The sequence below is a fragment of the Tabrizicola thermarum genome (assembly GCF_003574395.1).
In the GTDB taxonomy this organism is placed as follows: domain Bacteria; phylum Pseudomonadota; class Alphaproteobacteria; order Rhodobacterales; family Rhodobacteraceae; genus Tabrizicola; species Tabrizicola thermarum.
On record NZ_QMJY01000082.1, the window covers coordinates 115,474 to 129,027 of the forward strand.

A 13,554-nucleotide genomic window follows, 5' to 3' on the forward strand; every position below is an offset into this window, starting at 1 on the left:
ATGCTGAGCCGCACCGCCGACAACCTGTACTGGATCGCACGCTACATGGAACGCGCCGATACCGTCGCGCGCCTACTGGAAGTGGGATCGCGCATCAGCCTGCTGCCCTCGGCCCAGGGCTACCGCAGCGAATGGGACAGCCTGTTGCAGGCGACCGGCATGGCCCAGTCCTTCGCGCAGAAATACGGCCAGACCGTGCAGCGCAACATCGAGAGCTTCCTCTTCTTCGACCGCGACAACCCGTCCTCCATCGCCTCCTGCATCACCGCCGCGCGCGAGAACGGCCGCATCGTCCGCACAGCACTCACCACGCAGGTCTGGGATGCGCTCAACACCGCGTTTCAGGAACTCAAGCAGCTTGAACGCGCCGAGCGGTCCACGCTGGAGCTGTCCCGGCTCACCGAATGGACCATGCGGCACGCCGCCATGCTGCGCGGGGCCATCGACGCCACGCTTTTGCGCGATGACGGGTTCAACTTCCTGAACATCGGCTACTACCTCGAACGCGGCGACAACACCGCGCGCCTGATGGACGTGAAGTATTACGTCCTTCTGCCGCGGGTCGATTTCGTCGGCTCGGGCCTCGACAACTACCAGTGGACCACGCTTCTGCGCGCGATGGGGGCGCAGCGCGCCTTTCACTGGGCCTATGGCGGCGAGGTGACCGCGATGAAGATCGCCGATTTCCTGATCCGCAACCCGCAGTCGCCCCGGTCGCTTGCCACCTGCACGGCAGGTCTGATGAACCACCTGGGCCGCCTGGCCAAGGCCTATGGCCGCGAGACCGCAGCGCAGGGCGTCGCCCGCAGCCTGGCCGCCGGGATCGAATCCGCCACCGTCGAGGCGATCTTCGACGAGGGTCTGCACGAGTTCCTCACCCGCTATATCGCCGAGGCCGCCCATCTGGCCAACGCGATCCATGCCTCCTACCTCAGCGGAGAGATGCGCTGATGCGCCTGACCGTCGATCATGTCACCCGCTACCGTTATGACGCGCCCGCGCGCTCGGTCGTGCAAAGCCACCGCCTGATGCCCTCGACCTTTGCCGGCCAGAAGGTCATCGACTGGGAGGTGAGCGTAGAGGGCGGCACCAGGGGCGCGCGGCACCGCGACGGGGCAGGGGACCTGATCCAGGGCTGGACCGTCGCGGGGCCGGTCAGCGACGTCACCGTCCGGGTGCGCGGCTCGGTGGACACCGAAGACCTTGCCGGCGTGTTGCGCGGACACCGCGAAACCGTGGCGCCGGACTGTTACCTGCGGGAAACCTTCCCCACCCGCATCGACGTTGCTCTGGCAGAACTGGCCGCGACCGCCACGGGCGCCGACATCCTGTCGCTTTCCCATGCGCTTTCGGCCGCCGTCTCGGACGCCATCGCCTATCGCCCCGGCGTCACCCACGCCCATACCACCGCCGCCGAGGCGCTGGCTCTGGGCGAGGGCGTCTGTCAGGATCACGCCCATGCGCTTGTCGCCTGTGCCCGCAGCCGAGGCATCCCGGCGCGCTATGTCTCGGGCTACCTCTTCGCCGATGCCGAGGGCCAGGCGCATGAGGCCGCCCATGCCTGGGCCGAACTGTTCGTTCCCGGTCTCGGCTGGGTCGGCTTCGACCCCGCGAACCGCTGCTGCCCGGATGCGCGCTACATCCGGCTCGGCTCGGGCTTCGACGCCCAGGACGCCGCGCCCATCCGCGGCATCGCGCGGGGCGGGGCAGGAGAGGCGATGGATGTGACGGTTGCGATCCAGCAGGCCGCCCAATAGGCTCTGGCCCGATTCCGGGGGATAATGAATGACCTATTGCGTGGGCCTTTTGCTGAACGAAGGCATGGTGATGCTGTCGGACACGCGCACCAATGCCGGGCTCGACAACATCTCGACCTACCGCAAGATGTTCACCTTCGAGGACCCGGGCGAGCGGGTGATCGTCATCATGACGGCAGGCAGCCTGTCGGTGACGCAGACCACGCTCGCCCAGCTGCGCGAGGCGATCGAGGACCCCGAGGCCACGCCCGAGACCTCGATCATGCTGGCGCCGACCATGCTGAAGGTGGCCGAGATCGTCGGCGACAAGCTGGCCGAGGTCCGGGCCGGGATTGACCACAAGCTTTCGGCCGCGCAAGGTGCCAGCGCCAGCATGATCGTCGGCGGCCAGCGCAAGGGCGGGGCGATGCGCCTGTTCCTGATCTACCCCGAGGGCAATTTCATCGAAGCCACGGAAGACGCGCCCTTCCTGCAGATCGGCGAACACAAATACGGCAAGCCGATCCTCGACCGCGTGGTGAAGCCATCGACAAGCCTCGCCGATGCGCAGAAGGCGGTGCTTCTGTCGATGGATTCGACGCTGCGGTCGAACCTGTCCGTCGGGATGCCGCTGGACCTCGCCGTGATCGAACGCGACGCCTGCAAGGTCACGCTGCGCCGCCGGATCGAGGCCGGGGACCCCCAGTTCCGCGCCATGTCCGAAGCCTGGTCCAACGCGCTGCGCGACGGCTTTGCCAGGATCGAGATCTGACGTTACAGCGCCTGCCCGGCGGCCCAGCCGCTGGACCAGGCCCACTGGAAATTGTAGCCGCCCAGCCAGCCGGTGACGTCCACCACCTCGCCGATGAAATAGAGGCCCGGCACGCCCTTCGCCTCCATCGTGCGGCCGTCCAGCGCGCGGGTATCCACCCCGCCCAGCGTCACCTCGGCGGTGCGATAGCCCTCGGACCCCACCGGCAGCAGCCGCCAGCCGTTGATGCCGGCCGCGATCCGGTCCAGGGCTGCGCCGGACAGTTCCGCCATCGGGCCACTGACCCCCGCCGCCTCCTCCAGATGCCGCGCCAGCCGCTCCGGCACCCAGCGCGCCAGCACCGTGCGCAGCGCCGATCTGCCCTGCGCCGCCTTCGCCGCCCGCAACTCTGCCCCCAGGTCCAGCCCCGGCACAAGGTTGACATGAATCGGCTCGCCCTCGCGCCAGTAGGACGAAACCTGAAGAATCGCCGGACCCGACAGCCCGCGATGGGTGAACAGCACTGCCTCGTCGAACCCCGTCCGCCCCGCCGTCACCCGCGCATCGACCGCAACCCCGGCCAGGGGCCGCATCCAGGCAAGTTCCTGCTCGGCAAAGGTCAAGGGCACGAGGGCAGGGCGCGTCTCGACCACCGGCAGACCGAAGCGTTCCGCCAGCTGATAGCCGAACCCCGTCGCCCCCATCTTCGGGATCGACTTGCCCCCGGTCGCCACCACCACGGCCCGCGCCACCTGCGGCCCCCGCGCCGTCTGAACCACGAACCCCGCGCCGTCGCGGCGCACCTCGCCCACTGCGCAGTCCAGCCACAGGGTCACGCCGGCCCGCTGCATGTCGCCGACCAGCATCGCCACCACCTGCGTCGCCGAGCCGTCGCAGAACAGCTGCCCCAGCGTCTTCTCGTGCCAGGCGATCCCAGCCGCATCCATCCTCGCGATGAAATCCCACTGGGTGAACCGCTTCAGCGCCGACAGCGCAAAGCGCGGGTTCTGCGACAGGAACCGCTCGGGCGCGATGTTCAGGTTGGTGAAATTGCACCGCCCCCCGCCCGAGATGCGGATCTTTTCGCCCGCGGCCTTCGCATGGTCGATCACCAGCACCCTGCGCCCGCGCCGCCCGGCCTCGACCGCCGCCATCATGCCGGCAGCCCCGGCGCCCAGGATGATCGCGTCCCATGCCATGCCCCGTCCTAGCCTTGCCCGCCGCGTCCGACAAGCCGCGAAACGAGACCGCATTTTTCGGCAAGAGGGGCCTTGCACGCCCCAATCGCCTTCGCTAAACACCGCCGCACGGTTGGGGCGTCGCCAAGTGGTAAGGCAGCGGTTTTTGGTACCGCCATACCTAGGTTCGAATCCTAGCGCCCCAGCCAATCCTTCCCTATGATGACGATGACATCATCGCGCGGATCAGGCGCTTAAGCGGTCGTCATGTCGTCATGCCGCACAGCTTCGCCTGTCTCCACTTGCCTTCGTGACCGGCCGGGAAGGGTCCACGAAGACGCCTCTTGCAATCTTCATATAGAAACCTTTATAGCTGTGAATAGATAACTGGAGCCCGAGTCGCATGTCCCGCCTTTCTCCCGCGCTTCTGGTCTGCACCCTGATCGCAACCAGCCCCCTGCCGCTTCTGGCCGAGCCCTTCACCGTCGCCCCGACGCCGATCACCGACTGGAAGGCCGTCTACGGCACTGTCGAGGCGCGTGACCGCATCCCGGCCCGGGCGCGGATCGGCGGGACCCTTGTCGAGCTGACGGTGGCCGAGGGCGACGAGGTGACGGCCGGGCAGGAACTGGCGCGCATCGTCGATGACAAACTCGATTTCCAGCTGGCAGCCCTGGCCGCTCAGCGTGAGGCGATCGCCGCCCAACTGGCGAATGCCGAGCTTGATTTGCGGCGCGGCGAGGATCTCCTGAAGAACGGCGTCACCACGACCCAGCGCGTCGATGCCCTGCGCACGCAGGTCGATGTGCTGAAAGGCCAGATCGCCTCGCTCGACGCCCAGTCGAACGTGATCGCGCAGCAGGCGAAGGAAGGCATCGTCCTGGCCCCGGTCGCAGGCCGTGTGCTGGACGTGCCCCTGACGAAGGGGGCGGTCCTGATGCCGGGCGAGGTCGTGGCCGTGGTGGGCGGCGGCGGCACCTTCCTTCGGATCGCCGTGCCGGAACGTCACGCGACGGCACTGGCAGCCGGGGACAGGATCATGATCTCCGAAGGCGAGGCCGACCGCGAGGGCACGCTGGCCCGGGTCTACCCTCTCATCGAAGGCGGCCGGGTCGTTGCCGACGTGGAAATCACCGGTCTGCCCGACACCTATGTCGGCGCCCGGATGCTGGTGCGGCTTCCGGTGGGGGAAAGGGATGCGCTCCTTGTCCCCAAGGCCGACGTGGTGACGCGGGCCGGTCTGGATTTCGTCGGTGTGCAGGGGGCAGAGGGTCCCGTGCTGCGCTCCATCGTTCCGGGTGAGGTGCGGGTCCTCGACGGGGTCGAGATGGTCGAGGTGGTCAGCGGCCTGAAGGCGGGCGACGTGGTCGTGCCAGCCGCCGAGGTGGGTCATGACTGAGCGCGCCAAGCATCCTCTGGGGATCGCCGGGGGCCTGACCAGGGCCTTCATCAACTCGGCCCTCACGCCCCTGTTCATCCTTGCCGCGCTGGCCGCCGGTCTGGTCGCGCTGGTCAGCCTCCCGCGCGAGGAAGAGCCGCAGATCTCGGTCCCCCTGGTCGACATCCATGTGATGGCGCAGGGGCTGAAGGCCGAGGATGCGGTCAAGCTGGTGACCGAACCGCTCGAGGTCATCGTCAAGGGCATCAACGACGTCGAACATGTCTATTCCTCCACCCGCGACGACGCCGCGATGGTGACGGCGCGCTTCAAGGTCGGCACGCGGTCGGAAGACGCGATCCTCCGGGTGCATGACAAGGTCCGCGCGAATATCGGCGCGATCCCGGTGGGTATCCCCGAGCCTTTGATCGTGGGGCGCGGCATCGACGACGTGGCGATCCTGACCCTGACCCTGTCGGCCGAGGACCTGACCGCCAACGACCTGACCCGCATCGCCCGCACGCTTCAGACCGAGGTGGCAAAGACCGAGGATGTCGGGCTGACCTACCTTGTCGGCGACGCCCAGGACGCGATCCGCATCGAACCCGACCCTGACCGGCTGGCGCTGTATGGCGTGACGCTGCAGCAACTGGCCGGGAAGGTCGCGCAGGCGAACCGCACGCTGAACACCGGCAAACTGCGCGATCAGGGCCAGATGGTGGACCTCGTGGCCGGAGAGACGCTGACCGCGCCTGCCGAGGTCGAACATCTTCTGCTCACCACCCGCGACGGCCGGCCGGTCTATGTCTCGGACGTCGCAACGGTGCGGTATGTGGAAAACACCAGGGATGTGATCGTCTCGCATCTGGCCAAGGACGGGGCATCGGGCCCGGCGGTGACGCTGGCGATTGCGAAAAGGGCAGGGGCGAATGCCGTGGTGGTGGCCGAAAACGTGCTCCACCGCGTGGAATCGCTGCAAGAGAAGCTGATCCCCGATGGCGTGACCGTCACCATCACCCGCGACTATGGCGAGACGGCGAACGAAAAGGCGAACGAGCTTCTGTTCCACCTCGGCCTTGCGACCGTGTCGATCATCGCGCTCGTATGGCTGGCCATCGGCTGGCGCGAGGCCGGTGTGGTCGCCATCGTGATCCCGGTCACGATCCTTCTGACCCTCTTCGCCGCCTGGGTGATGGGCTTCACGCTGAACCGCGTGTCGCTGTTCGCGCTGATCTTCTCCATCGGCATCCTCGTCGATGACGCCATCGTGGTGATCGAGAACATCGACCGCCACTGGGGCATGGACCGCCGCAAACCCCGCCTGCAAGCCGCGATCGAGGCGGTGGCCGAGGTCGGCAACCCGACCATTGTGGCGACCCTGACCGTGGTGGTGGCGCTTCTGCCCATGCTGTTCGTCAGTGGCCTCATGGGCCCCTACATGTCGCCCATTCCGGCGAATGCCTCGGCGGCGATGATCTTCTCCTTCTTCGTCGCGGTCATCATCACGCCCTGGCTGATGGTCAAGATCGCCGGCCGCTCCGACATGCACGACCATGCGCAGGACGACGAATACGGCGGCCATCACGGCGGCTGGCTCGCGAAGGCCTATACTGCGGTGGCAAGGCCGGTGCTGAAGACCAGGACCCGCAGCCTGACCTTCCTGCTGGTCATCGCCGCCCTGTCCTTCGGCTCGCTCGCAGCACTCTACACCCGGGACGTGACGGTCAAGCTCTTGCCCTTCGACAACAAGTCCGAACTGTCGGTGGTCATCGACCTGCCCGAGGGCTCCTCCGTCGAGGCCACGGACCGGGTGGCCCGCGACGTGGCCGATGTGGTGATGGGCCTGCCCGAGGTCACATCCGCCCAGACCTATGCCGGGACGCCCGCGCCCTTCAACTTCAACGGGTTGGTGCGGCACTATTACCTTCGGTCCGAACCGCAGCTTGGCGAAGTGGCGATCAACCTGACGCCCAAGACCGACCGCGACCGGACGAGCCATGACATCGCACTCGATCTGCGCGAGAGGCTGAAGTCGCTGCCGGTGCCCGAGGGGACGAGCCTCAAGGTCGTCGAACCCCCGCCGGGGCCGCCGGTGATCTCGACCCTGCTGGCCGAGGTCTACGGCCCCGACGCCGATACCCGTCGCCAGGCCGCAACCCTGATCCGCCGGGCGTTCGAAGCCGTGCCCTTCATCGTGGACGTGGACGACAGCTTCGGCACTCAGGCGCGGCGGCTGCGGGCGACGATCTCTTCGGACGACCTCGACTTCTACGCCGTGCAGGAACAGGACGTGTTCGACACGCTTGCGCTGCTGAACGGCGGGCAGACCGTGGGCTATTCGCATCGGGGCGAGGGGCGGTTGCCGATCCCGCTGGTGGTGGGCCGCGACAAGGCCGACCGGGTGCTGGACGAACGCTTCCTGACCACGCCGATCCCCGCCAATGCCCTGCCCGGCGCGCGTGGAGTGGTCGAACTGGGCGATGTGATCCGCGTCAAGGAGGAGGCCGCAAGCTTCCCGATCTTCCGCCACAACGGCCGCAACGCCGAGATGGTGACGGCGGAACTGGCGGGCGACTTCGAGGCCCCGCTCTACGGGATGCTGGCCGTCGCCGACCAGATCGAGAAAATGGACTGGCCGGAAGGCACCAGGCCCACGGTCTCGCTGCATGGCCAGCCCGAGGACGAGGGCAAGGTGACCCTGCTCTGGGACGGCGAATGGGAAGTGACTTTCGTCACCTTCCGCGACATGGGGGCGGCCTTCGCGGTGGCACTCCTCGGCATCTACATCCTGGTTGTGGCGCAATTCGGCTCGTTCAAGCTGCCGCTCGTGATCCTGACGCCGATCCCGCTGACCTTCCTTGGCATCATGCTGGGCCACTGGCTGTTCGCGGCACCCTTCAGTGCCACCTCGATGATCGGCTTCATCGCCTTGGCGGGGATCATCGTGCGCAACTCGATCCTTCTGGTGGACTTCATCCGCCACGGCGGCGGCGTCACCGTGGACCTTCTCATCGAGGCCGGCGCGATCCGCTTCAAGCCGATCCTCCTGACCGCCATCGCCGCCATGATCGGCGCGGTGGTCATCCTGGCCGACCCGATCTTCCAGGGTCTCGCGATTTCCCTGCTGTTCGGTCTGCTGAGTTCGACCCTGCTGACCGTCCTTGTCATCCCGGCCATCTACCGCGTCTTCCGCACCGGGGCGGAACCCACAGCCTGATCAGAAGAGGAGACTGAAATGGCACATGTCGTTGTACTCGGGGCCGGACTTGGCGGCGCCATCATGGCTTACGAATTGAAGGACCAGTTGCGTCCCGAAGACCGCGTGACCGTGGTCACCAAGGACCCGAAGTATCACTTCGTGCCCTCGAACCCCTGGGTCGCCGTGGGCTGGCGCGACCGCGAGGACATCACGGTGGACCTCGCGCCGGTGATGAAGAAGAAGGGGATCGACTTCATCCCCGTCGCCGCCGAAAAGCTGCACCCCGAGGAAAACCGCATCGAACTCGTCGACGGGCAGTCGATTTCCTACGACTACATCGTCATCGCCACCGGGCCGGAGCTGGCCTTCGACGAGATCGAGGGGTTTGGCCCGCATGGCGGCTTCACGCAGTCGGTCTGCCACATCGACCATGCGCTGGCGGCCAAGGAGGTCTTCGAAAAGCTCTTGGCCAATCCCGGCCCGGTCATCATCGGTGCGGCGCAGGGGGCCAGCTGTTTCGGCCCGGCCTATGAATTCCTGTTCATCCTGGAAACCGCCCTGCGCCGCGCCAAGATCCGCGACAAGGTGCCGATGACCTTCGTCACGCCCGAGCCCTACATCGGCCACCTGGGCCTGGATGGGGTCGGCGACACCAAGGGGCTTCTGGAATCCCAGATGCGCGAAAAGCACATCAAATGGATGACCAACACCCGGATCAAGCGGGTGGAGGACGGCCACATGTTCGTCGAGGAAGTGAACGAGGACGGCAGCGTGAAGGCCGAACGTGACCTGCCCTTCGCCTTCTCGATGATGCTGCCCGCCTTCCGGGGGATCAAGCCGGTCTCGGGAATCGAGGGCCTGTCGAACCCGCGCGGCTTCACCATCGTGGACAAGCACCAGCAGAACCCCAAGTACAAGAACGTCTTCGCCGTGGGCGTCTGCGTGGCGATCCCGCCGATGGGGCCGACGCCTGTTCCCTGCGGCGTCCCGAAGACCGGGTTCATGATCGAATCCATGGTCACCGCGACGGCGCACAACATCGGCAATCTGGTGCGCGGCAAGGAACCCGACAGCGTCGGCACCTGGAACGCGGTCTGCCTGGCAGACTTCGGCGACGGGGGCATCGCCTTTGTCGCGCAACCCCAGATCCCGCCCCGGAACGTCAACTGGTCGTCATCGGGCAAATGGGTCCATGTCGCCAAGGCGGGCTTCGAGAAATACTTCATCCGCAAGCTGCGGAAGGGCACCTCGGAACCGTTCTACGAAAGCCTCGCGCTGAAGGTGCTGGGGATCGACAAACTGAAAGAAACCACGAAAGGGTAACGAAATGACACTTGATGCTGCGGTCCTGCGTTTCGCCGGGGTCATGGTCCTTCTCAGCGTCGTGCTGACGGTCTATGTCTCGCCGCTGTTCGTCTGGTTCACCGTCTTCATCGGCCTCAACCTTCTGCAATCGTCGTTCACCGGTTTCTGCCCGGCGGCGATGGTGTTCCGGGCGATGGGGATCAAGAAGGGCTGTGCCTTCGAATAGGAGCATGTGATGGCCGAGATTCTGGAAGGCTTCGGCGGGACGGCCGAGCAGGCCGCAAAGGCGGTGGCGCTCCTGAAGTCGCTCTCGCACGAGGGGCGGCTGCAAATGCTCTGCTGCCTTGTCGATGGCGATCTGAACGTCACCCAGCTTGCCGAGGCCCTGGGCACCAGCCCCGTCAGCGTCTCGCAACAGCTGATGCGGCTGCGCGCGGAAGGGATCGTGACCACGCGGCGCGAGGGCAAGAGCGTCTACTACCACCTGGCCAACGCAGAGGTTGCCGCGATCGTCTCCGTCCTGCGCGACACCTTCTGCCGGATCCACTAGGCCAATCCCGGCGGGGACACAGGCGATGGCGGCCTGGCCGGCCATGACGCAACCCGCCCCAGTGCTGTTCCCCGGCGCCGTTTCGGCGGCACCGGGGTGCCGCTCAGACGCGCAGCGGATCGGCCTTGGCCAGCCGGTCGAAGGCCATCAGGCTGTCGACCACAGCGGGCATGTCGCCCAACGGGATCATGTTCGGCCCGTCCGACGGGGCCCGGTCCGGGTCCTCGTGCGTCTCGATGAAGACGCCGGCAATCCCCAGTGACACCGCGGCCCGCGCCATCACCGGCGCGAACTCGCGCTGCCCGCCCGAGCTTGTGCCCTGCCCACCCGGCTGCTGCACCGAATGGGTCGCATCCATGATGACCGGCCAACCGGTCCGCGCCATGATCGGCAAGGACCGCATGTCGGCCACCAGCGTGTTGTAGCCGAAACTCACCCCGCGCTCGGTCAGCAGGATGCGTTCGTTCCCGGTCGAGGCGACTTTGGCCGCGACATTCGCCATGTCCCACGGGGCGAGGAACTGCCCCTTCTTCACGTTCACCACCGCCCCGGTCTCGCCCGCGGCCAGCAGGAGGTCGGTCTGGCGGCAGAGAAAGGCCGGGATCTGGATCACGTCGACCACCCGCGCTGCCTCACGCGCCTGACCGGCATCGTGGACGTCGGTCAGCACCGGCATCCCCATCCCGCGCACCGCCTCCAGAACCCTGAGGCCCGCTTCCATCCCAAGGCCCCGCTTGCCCGCCAGCGAGGTGCGGTTGGCCTTGTCGTAACTGGCCTTGAACACATATTGCGCCCCCGCGGCGCGGCAGGCCTCGGCCATCCGGCCCGCGATCATCTGTGCGTGATCCAGGCTTTCCAGCTGGCAGGGCCCGGCGATGACCAGCAGCGGCCGGTCGTTGCCGACGGTCAGCCCGCCGATCTTCACATCCTTCATGCCCAATCCTCGCGTCCGATCCTTACGACGAGACCTGTTCCCGCAGGATCGCGGCGGTCATCGAGACCATGAGGTAAATCCCCAGAAGGATCAACATGGTGACCAGCGTGTTCTCGAAGGCGCGCGGGTAGGATGGTTCATCCGGGGGGATCGGGCTGACCGACAGCGACAGATAGCGCACCTGCCGGTTGGCCTCGATCCGGGCGGTTTCCATCGACTGAAGCGCCTGGGCCAGCAGCATTTGGCGCGTCTGTACATCCGACTGGGCGATCAGCAATTCACCCTGGATTTCGGCAAGGCTCGATGCCCCCGCCGTGTTCTCGGTCAGGCGGGCGCGCAGCGTGGCCACCTGATCCTCCAGCGTCGCGATCCGGCGCTTGATCGGCTCCATCCGGGCCTGGTTCGGCTCGGGGTTGGCTTCCATCTGGGCCAGCGACAGCCGTTCCTGCGTGATCTGGTTCTCCAGCCCGCTGATCTGGCCCACGATCAGGCCGACCTCGGTTTCGGACGAGATGATCTTGAACTTCTCCTGCAGCCCGATCAGCTTGCGCTGCGCGGCCATCAGCGCCTCTTGCGCCGCATCGTAACCCGCCTGGGCATCGCGCATCTGGTCTTCGCGCAGGCGCTGGGTCAGGTGGTCGACCTGGCCTTCGGCATATTTGATGAGCTGGCGCGACCATTCCGCGGCCACCTGCGGATCGGCGGCCATCACGTCCATACGGATGACGCCTTCCGTCGTGTCGAACGAGATCTTCAGGTACTTCCGGTAGACCTTGTAGGCCGCCTCCAGCGTGGCGTCGGGTGCCAGCCGTTGCAGCGGATCGATCCGGGTGTCCTGGAAATGCCTGCGGAAGCCCCCATCCTGATCCAGCCGCGCCATCGCCTCGCGCGATTGCAGATAGCCCTGCACGGCAATCGAATCCTGCGAGGTCGCAAAAGCCGTGCCCGAGAAGAGTCCGCCCAGCGACCCCCCCGACGAGGCGGGACCGGCCTGCTGGATCACGAATTCCGACCGCACCGAATAGATCGGTGTGGCGATCACGTAGAAGTACCAGCCGGCCAGGAATGTCGGCAACAGGACAAAGGCGACCATCCGGGCGCCAAGCAGCGCCAGCCGCCGCCGCCGCCGCCGCGCGATGTCCTGCTGCATCCGCAGGATTTCCGCCGCCTGATTGACCTCGGCCCGCTGTTCGGTCGAGGGCACGGCGACAGGTTTCGCGCGTTTCGGCAGCTGGATCGTGTCACCCGGCAGGCGGGTCAGTTCGCGGCTGGCTTCGCGCGGTCCACCAGCCCCGGCAGAGGCGGCATCGGTCCCGGACGAGACGATCCGCAGCATCGACGCGCGCGAGAACGGGTCGATCCCGGCCTCGCGCAGCAGGCGGACGGCATCAAATTCGGATTTCGGCGTGATGCCGTGCTTTTGCGCGATCAGTATCGCGCGGCGCAGCTGGCGGCTGGTCAGGCCCTCGGCCGCAATGGCGGCCAGGGCTGCCTCGATCTGGTCCGGCGTTTCCGCCTTGGGCACCGGTTGCTGGAGGCCCGGCGTGGCGGGGTCGGTGGTCTTGCCTTGCGCGGCCATCCCCTGCGCCACCTGCTGCCCGCCCGGGGCGGCCGCGCCCGTCGGCTCCGCGCCGTCCGCCGCAGGCTCCTGCGGCCGGTCCTCGTCGCGCCGGAAGTCCAGGTTTCCGAACCCGTCTTCCTGGGTGTCGAACATCCCGGCGCCCGACGCGGCGTCATCGGGGGCGGCCGGTCGTTCGACCCGGCGGACGTTATAGCGCGCGGCCTTAGGATTGGTAGTCATACAGGCGTTTCGCTTCTTCTAGGGTCTCGAACTGATACAGCTTGCCGTTCCTCAGGACCGCGGCCGACCGGCAGAACCGTTCCAGCGTCTTGGGCGAGTGCGAGACGATGATGACCGTGGCATTCTTCAGCCGCTCCTGAAGGATGTTCCCGGCCTTGCGGTTGAACTCCACATCCGCCGTGGCGGGCATGCCTTCGTCGATCAGGTAGATGTCGAACTCGATCGACAGCAGAAGCGAGAACGAGAACCGGCTGCGCATCCCCGAGGAATAGGTGGCCAGCGGCATCTCGAAGTATTCGCCAAGGCCGCAGACCCAGCGGCAGAAGCTTTCGACATAGTCGGGGTCAAGGCCATAGAGCCGCGCGATATAGCGGCAGTTTTCCTTGGCCGAATGCTTGTTGTTCACGCCCCCCATGAAGCCCAGCGGGAAGGACACCCGCGAGGTTTTCCTGATCACACCCTCATCCGGCTTTTCCAGACCCGCCATCATGTTGATGATCGTGGTCTTGCCCGTGCCGTTCGCGGCCAGGATCCCCATGGAATTGCCGAGATCGACCCGGAACGAGGCGCGGTCAAGGATCACCTTGCGCTGCGTTCCGGTCCAGAACGACTTGGACACATTTTGAAACTCGATCATCGCTGCCTCGGCGCCCCGCACTCAGGCGTCTGCGACCTGATTAGTGGCATATCGTTAACATCGGGTTTGTGGCCTTAAAAGGGCC

General features: G+C 66.5%; 12 protein-coding genes and 1 tRNA gene. 9 read left to right on the forward strand and 4 right to left on the reverse strand.

The features are described 5' to 3' along the window. The 3 genes from D5084_RS15845 to D5084_RS15855 are packed head-to-tail and all read left to right on the forward strand — an operon-like array spanning position 1 to position 2,508. Complete coding sequence (locus D5084_RS15845) at positions 1 to 951, forward strand: alpha-E domain-containing protein (protein ID WP_128516474.1); 951 nt, start codon at positions 1 to 3, stop codon at positions 949 to 951. Next, complete coding sequence (locus D5084_RS15850; RefSeq protein WP_128516475.1) at positions 951 to 1,757, forward strand: transglutaminase family protein; 807 nt, start codon at positions 951 to 953, stop codon at positions 1,755 to 1,757. Before D5084_RS15845 ends, D5084_RS15850 begins: the two co-directional genes overlap by 1 nt. A gap of 28 nt (positions 1,758 to 1,785) precedes the next feature. Beyond that, positions 1,786 to 2,508 (forward strand): proteasome-type protease, encoded by a 723-nt coding sequence (locus D5084_RS15855; protein ID WP_128516476.1) that lies wholly within the window; start codon positions 1,786 to 1,788, stop codon positions 2,506 to 2,508. A 2-nt stretch (positions 2,509 to 2,510) separates the two neighbouring features. Here D5084_RS15855 and D5084_RS15860 read toward each other — a convergent pair whose 3' ends face one another. Beyond that, entirely contained in the window at positions 2,511 to 3,686 is a 1,176-nt protein-coding gene (locus tag D5084_RS15860; RefSeq protein ID WP_128516477.1) for a BaiN/RdsA family NAD(P)/FAD-dependent oxidoreductase, read from the reverse strand. A 113-nt stretch (positions 3,687 to 3,799) separates the two neighbouring features. On the opposite strand from D5084_RS15860, the gene D5084_RS15865 reads away from it, so the two are divergent. The 6 genes from D5084_RS15865 (at position 3,800) to D5084_RS15890 (ending at position 10,097) form a co-directional block, all read left to right on the forward strand. Further along, positions 3,800 to 3,874: transfer RNA gene (locus tag D5084_RS15865), tRNA-Gln, on the forward strand. A gap of 194 nt (positions 3,875 to 4,068) precedes the next feature. After that, positions 4,069 to 5,064, forward strand: coding sequence for an efflux RND transporter periplasmic adaptor subunit (locus tag D5084_RS15870; RefSeq protein ID WP_128516478.1), 996 nt, complete (start codon positions 4,069 to 4,071; stop codon positions 5,062 to 5,064). Continuing rightward, on the forward strand, positions 5,057 to 8,260 hold the full coding sequence (locus tag D5084_RS15875) for an efflux RND transporter permease subunit (protein WP_128516479.1): 3,204 nt from the start codon (positions 5,057 to 5,059) through the stop codon (positions 8,258 to 8,260). The genes D5084_RS15870 and D5084_RS15875 overlap by 8 nt, the downstream gene beginning before the upstream one ends. Positions 8,261 to 8,278: 18 nt before the next feature. After that, positions 8,279 to 9,565, forward strand: a complete 1,287-nt coding sequence (locus D5084_RS15880) for an NAD(P)/FAD-dependent oxidoreductase (protein WP_128516480.1) — start codon at positions 8,279 to 8,281, stop codon at positions 9,563 to 9,565. Between the two features lie 4 nt (positions 9,566 to 9,569). Continuing rightward, on the forward strand, positions 9,570 to 9,773 hold the full coding sequence (locus D5084_RS15885; RefSeq protein ID WP_128516481.1) for a YgaP family membrane protein: 204 nt from the start codon (positions 9,570 to 9,572) through the stop codon (positions 9,771 to 9,773). 9 nt (positions 9,774 to 9,782) lie between these two features. Continuing rightward, the gene (locus tag D5084_RS15890) at positions 9,783 to 10,097 is read left to right on the forward strand and encodes an ArsR/SmtB family transcription factor (RefSeq protein WP_128516482.1); all 315 of its coding nucleotides are present in this window, start codon (positions 9,783 to 9,785) and stop codon (positions 10,095 to 10,097) included. Between the two features lie 103 nt (positions 10,098 to 10,200). Here D5084_RS15890 and kdsA read toward each other — a convergent pair whose 3' ends face one another. Genes kdsA through D5084_RS15905 form a run of 3 tightly spaced genes read right to left on the reverse strand, consistent with a single transcriptional unit; the run spans position 10,201 to position 13,469 of the window. Then, entirely contained in the window at positions 10,201 to 11,031 is an 831-nt protein-coding gene (kdsA, locus tag D5084_RS15895; RefSeq protein ID WP_128516483.1) for a 3-deoxy-8-phosphooctulonate synthase, read from the reverse strand. Between the two features lie 22 nt (positions 11,032 to 11,053). Next, entirely contained in the window at positions 11,054 to 12,832 is a 1,779-nt protein-coding gene (locus D5084_RS15900; protein WP_128516484.1) for a KpsE/RkpR family capsule polysaccharide export protein, read from the reverse strand. After that, positions 12,816 to 13,469, reverse strand: a complete 654-nt coding sequence (locus tag D5084_RS15905; protein ID WP_128516485.1) for an ABC transporter ATP-binding protein — start codon at positions 13,467 to 13,469, stop codon at positions 12,816 to 12,818. Before D5084_RS15905 ends, D5084_RS15900 begins: the two co-directional genes overlap by 17 nt. Between the last annotated feature and the right edge of the window lie 85 nt (positions 13,470 to 13,554).

Coding starts and splice junctions, on each gene's coding strand:
- D5084_RS15845 (WP_128516474.1), top strand. CDS start 1: ATGCTGAGCCGCACCGCCGACAACCTGTACTGGATCGCACGCTACATG.
- D5084_RS15850 (WP_128516475.1), top strand. CDS start 951: ATGCGCCTGACCGTCGATCATGTCACCCGCTACCGTTATGACGCGCCC.
- D5084_RS15855 (WP_128516476.1), top strand. CDS start 1,786: ATGACCTATTGCGTGGGCCTTTTGCTGAACGAAGGCATGGTGATGCTG.
- D5084_RS15860 (WP_128516477.1), bottom strand. CDS start 3,686: ATGGCATGGGACGCGATCATCCTGGGCGCCGGGGCTGCCGGCATGATG.
- D5084_RS15870 (WP_128516478.1), top strand. CDS start 4,069: ATGTCCCGCCTTTCTCCCGCGCTTCTGGTCTGCACCCTGATCGCAACC.
- D5084_RS15875 (WP_128516479.1), top strand. CDS start 5,057: ATGACTGAGCGCGCCAAGCATCCTCTGGGGATCGCCGGGGGCCTGACC.
- D5084_RS15880 (WP_128516480.1), top strand. CDS start 8,279: ATGGCACATGTCGTTGTACTCGGGGCCGGACTTGGCGGCGCCATCATG.
- D5084_RS15885 (WP_128516481.1), top strand. CDS start 9,570: ATGACACTTGATGCTGCGGTCCTGCGTTTCGCCGGGGTCATGGTCCTT.
- D5084_RS15890 (WP_128516482.1), top strand. CDS start 9,783: ATGGCCGAGATTCTGGAAGGCTTCGGCGGGACGGCCGAGCAGGCCGCA.
- kdsA (WP_128516483.1), bottom strand. CDS start 11,031: ATGAAGGATGTGAAGATCGGCGGGCTGACCGTCGGCAACGACCGGCCG.
- D5084_RS15900 (WP_128516484.1), bottom strand. CDS start 12,832: ATGACTACCAATCCTAAGGCCGCGCGCTATAACGTCCGCCGGGTCGAA.
- D5084_RS15905 (WP_128516485.1), bottom strand. CDS start 13,469: ATGATCGAGTTTCAAAATGTGTCCAAGTCGTTCTGGACCGGAACGCAG.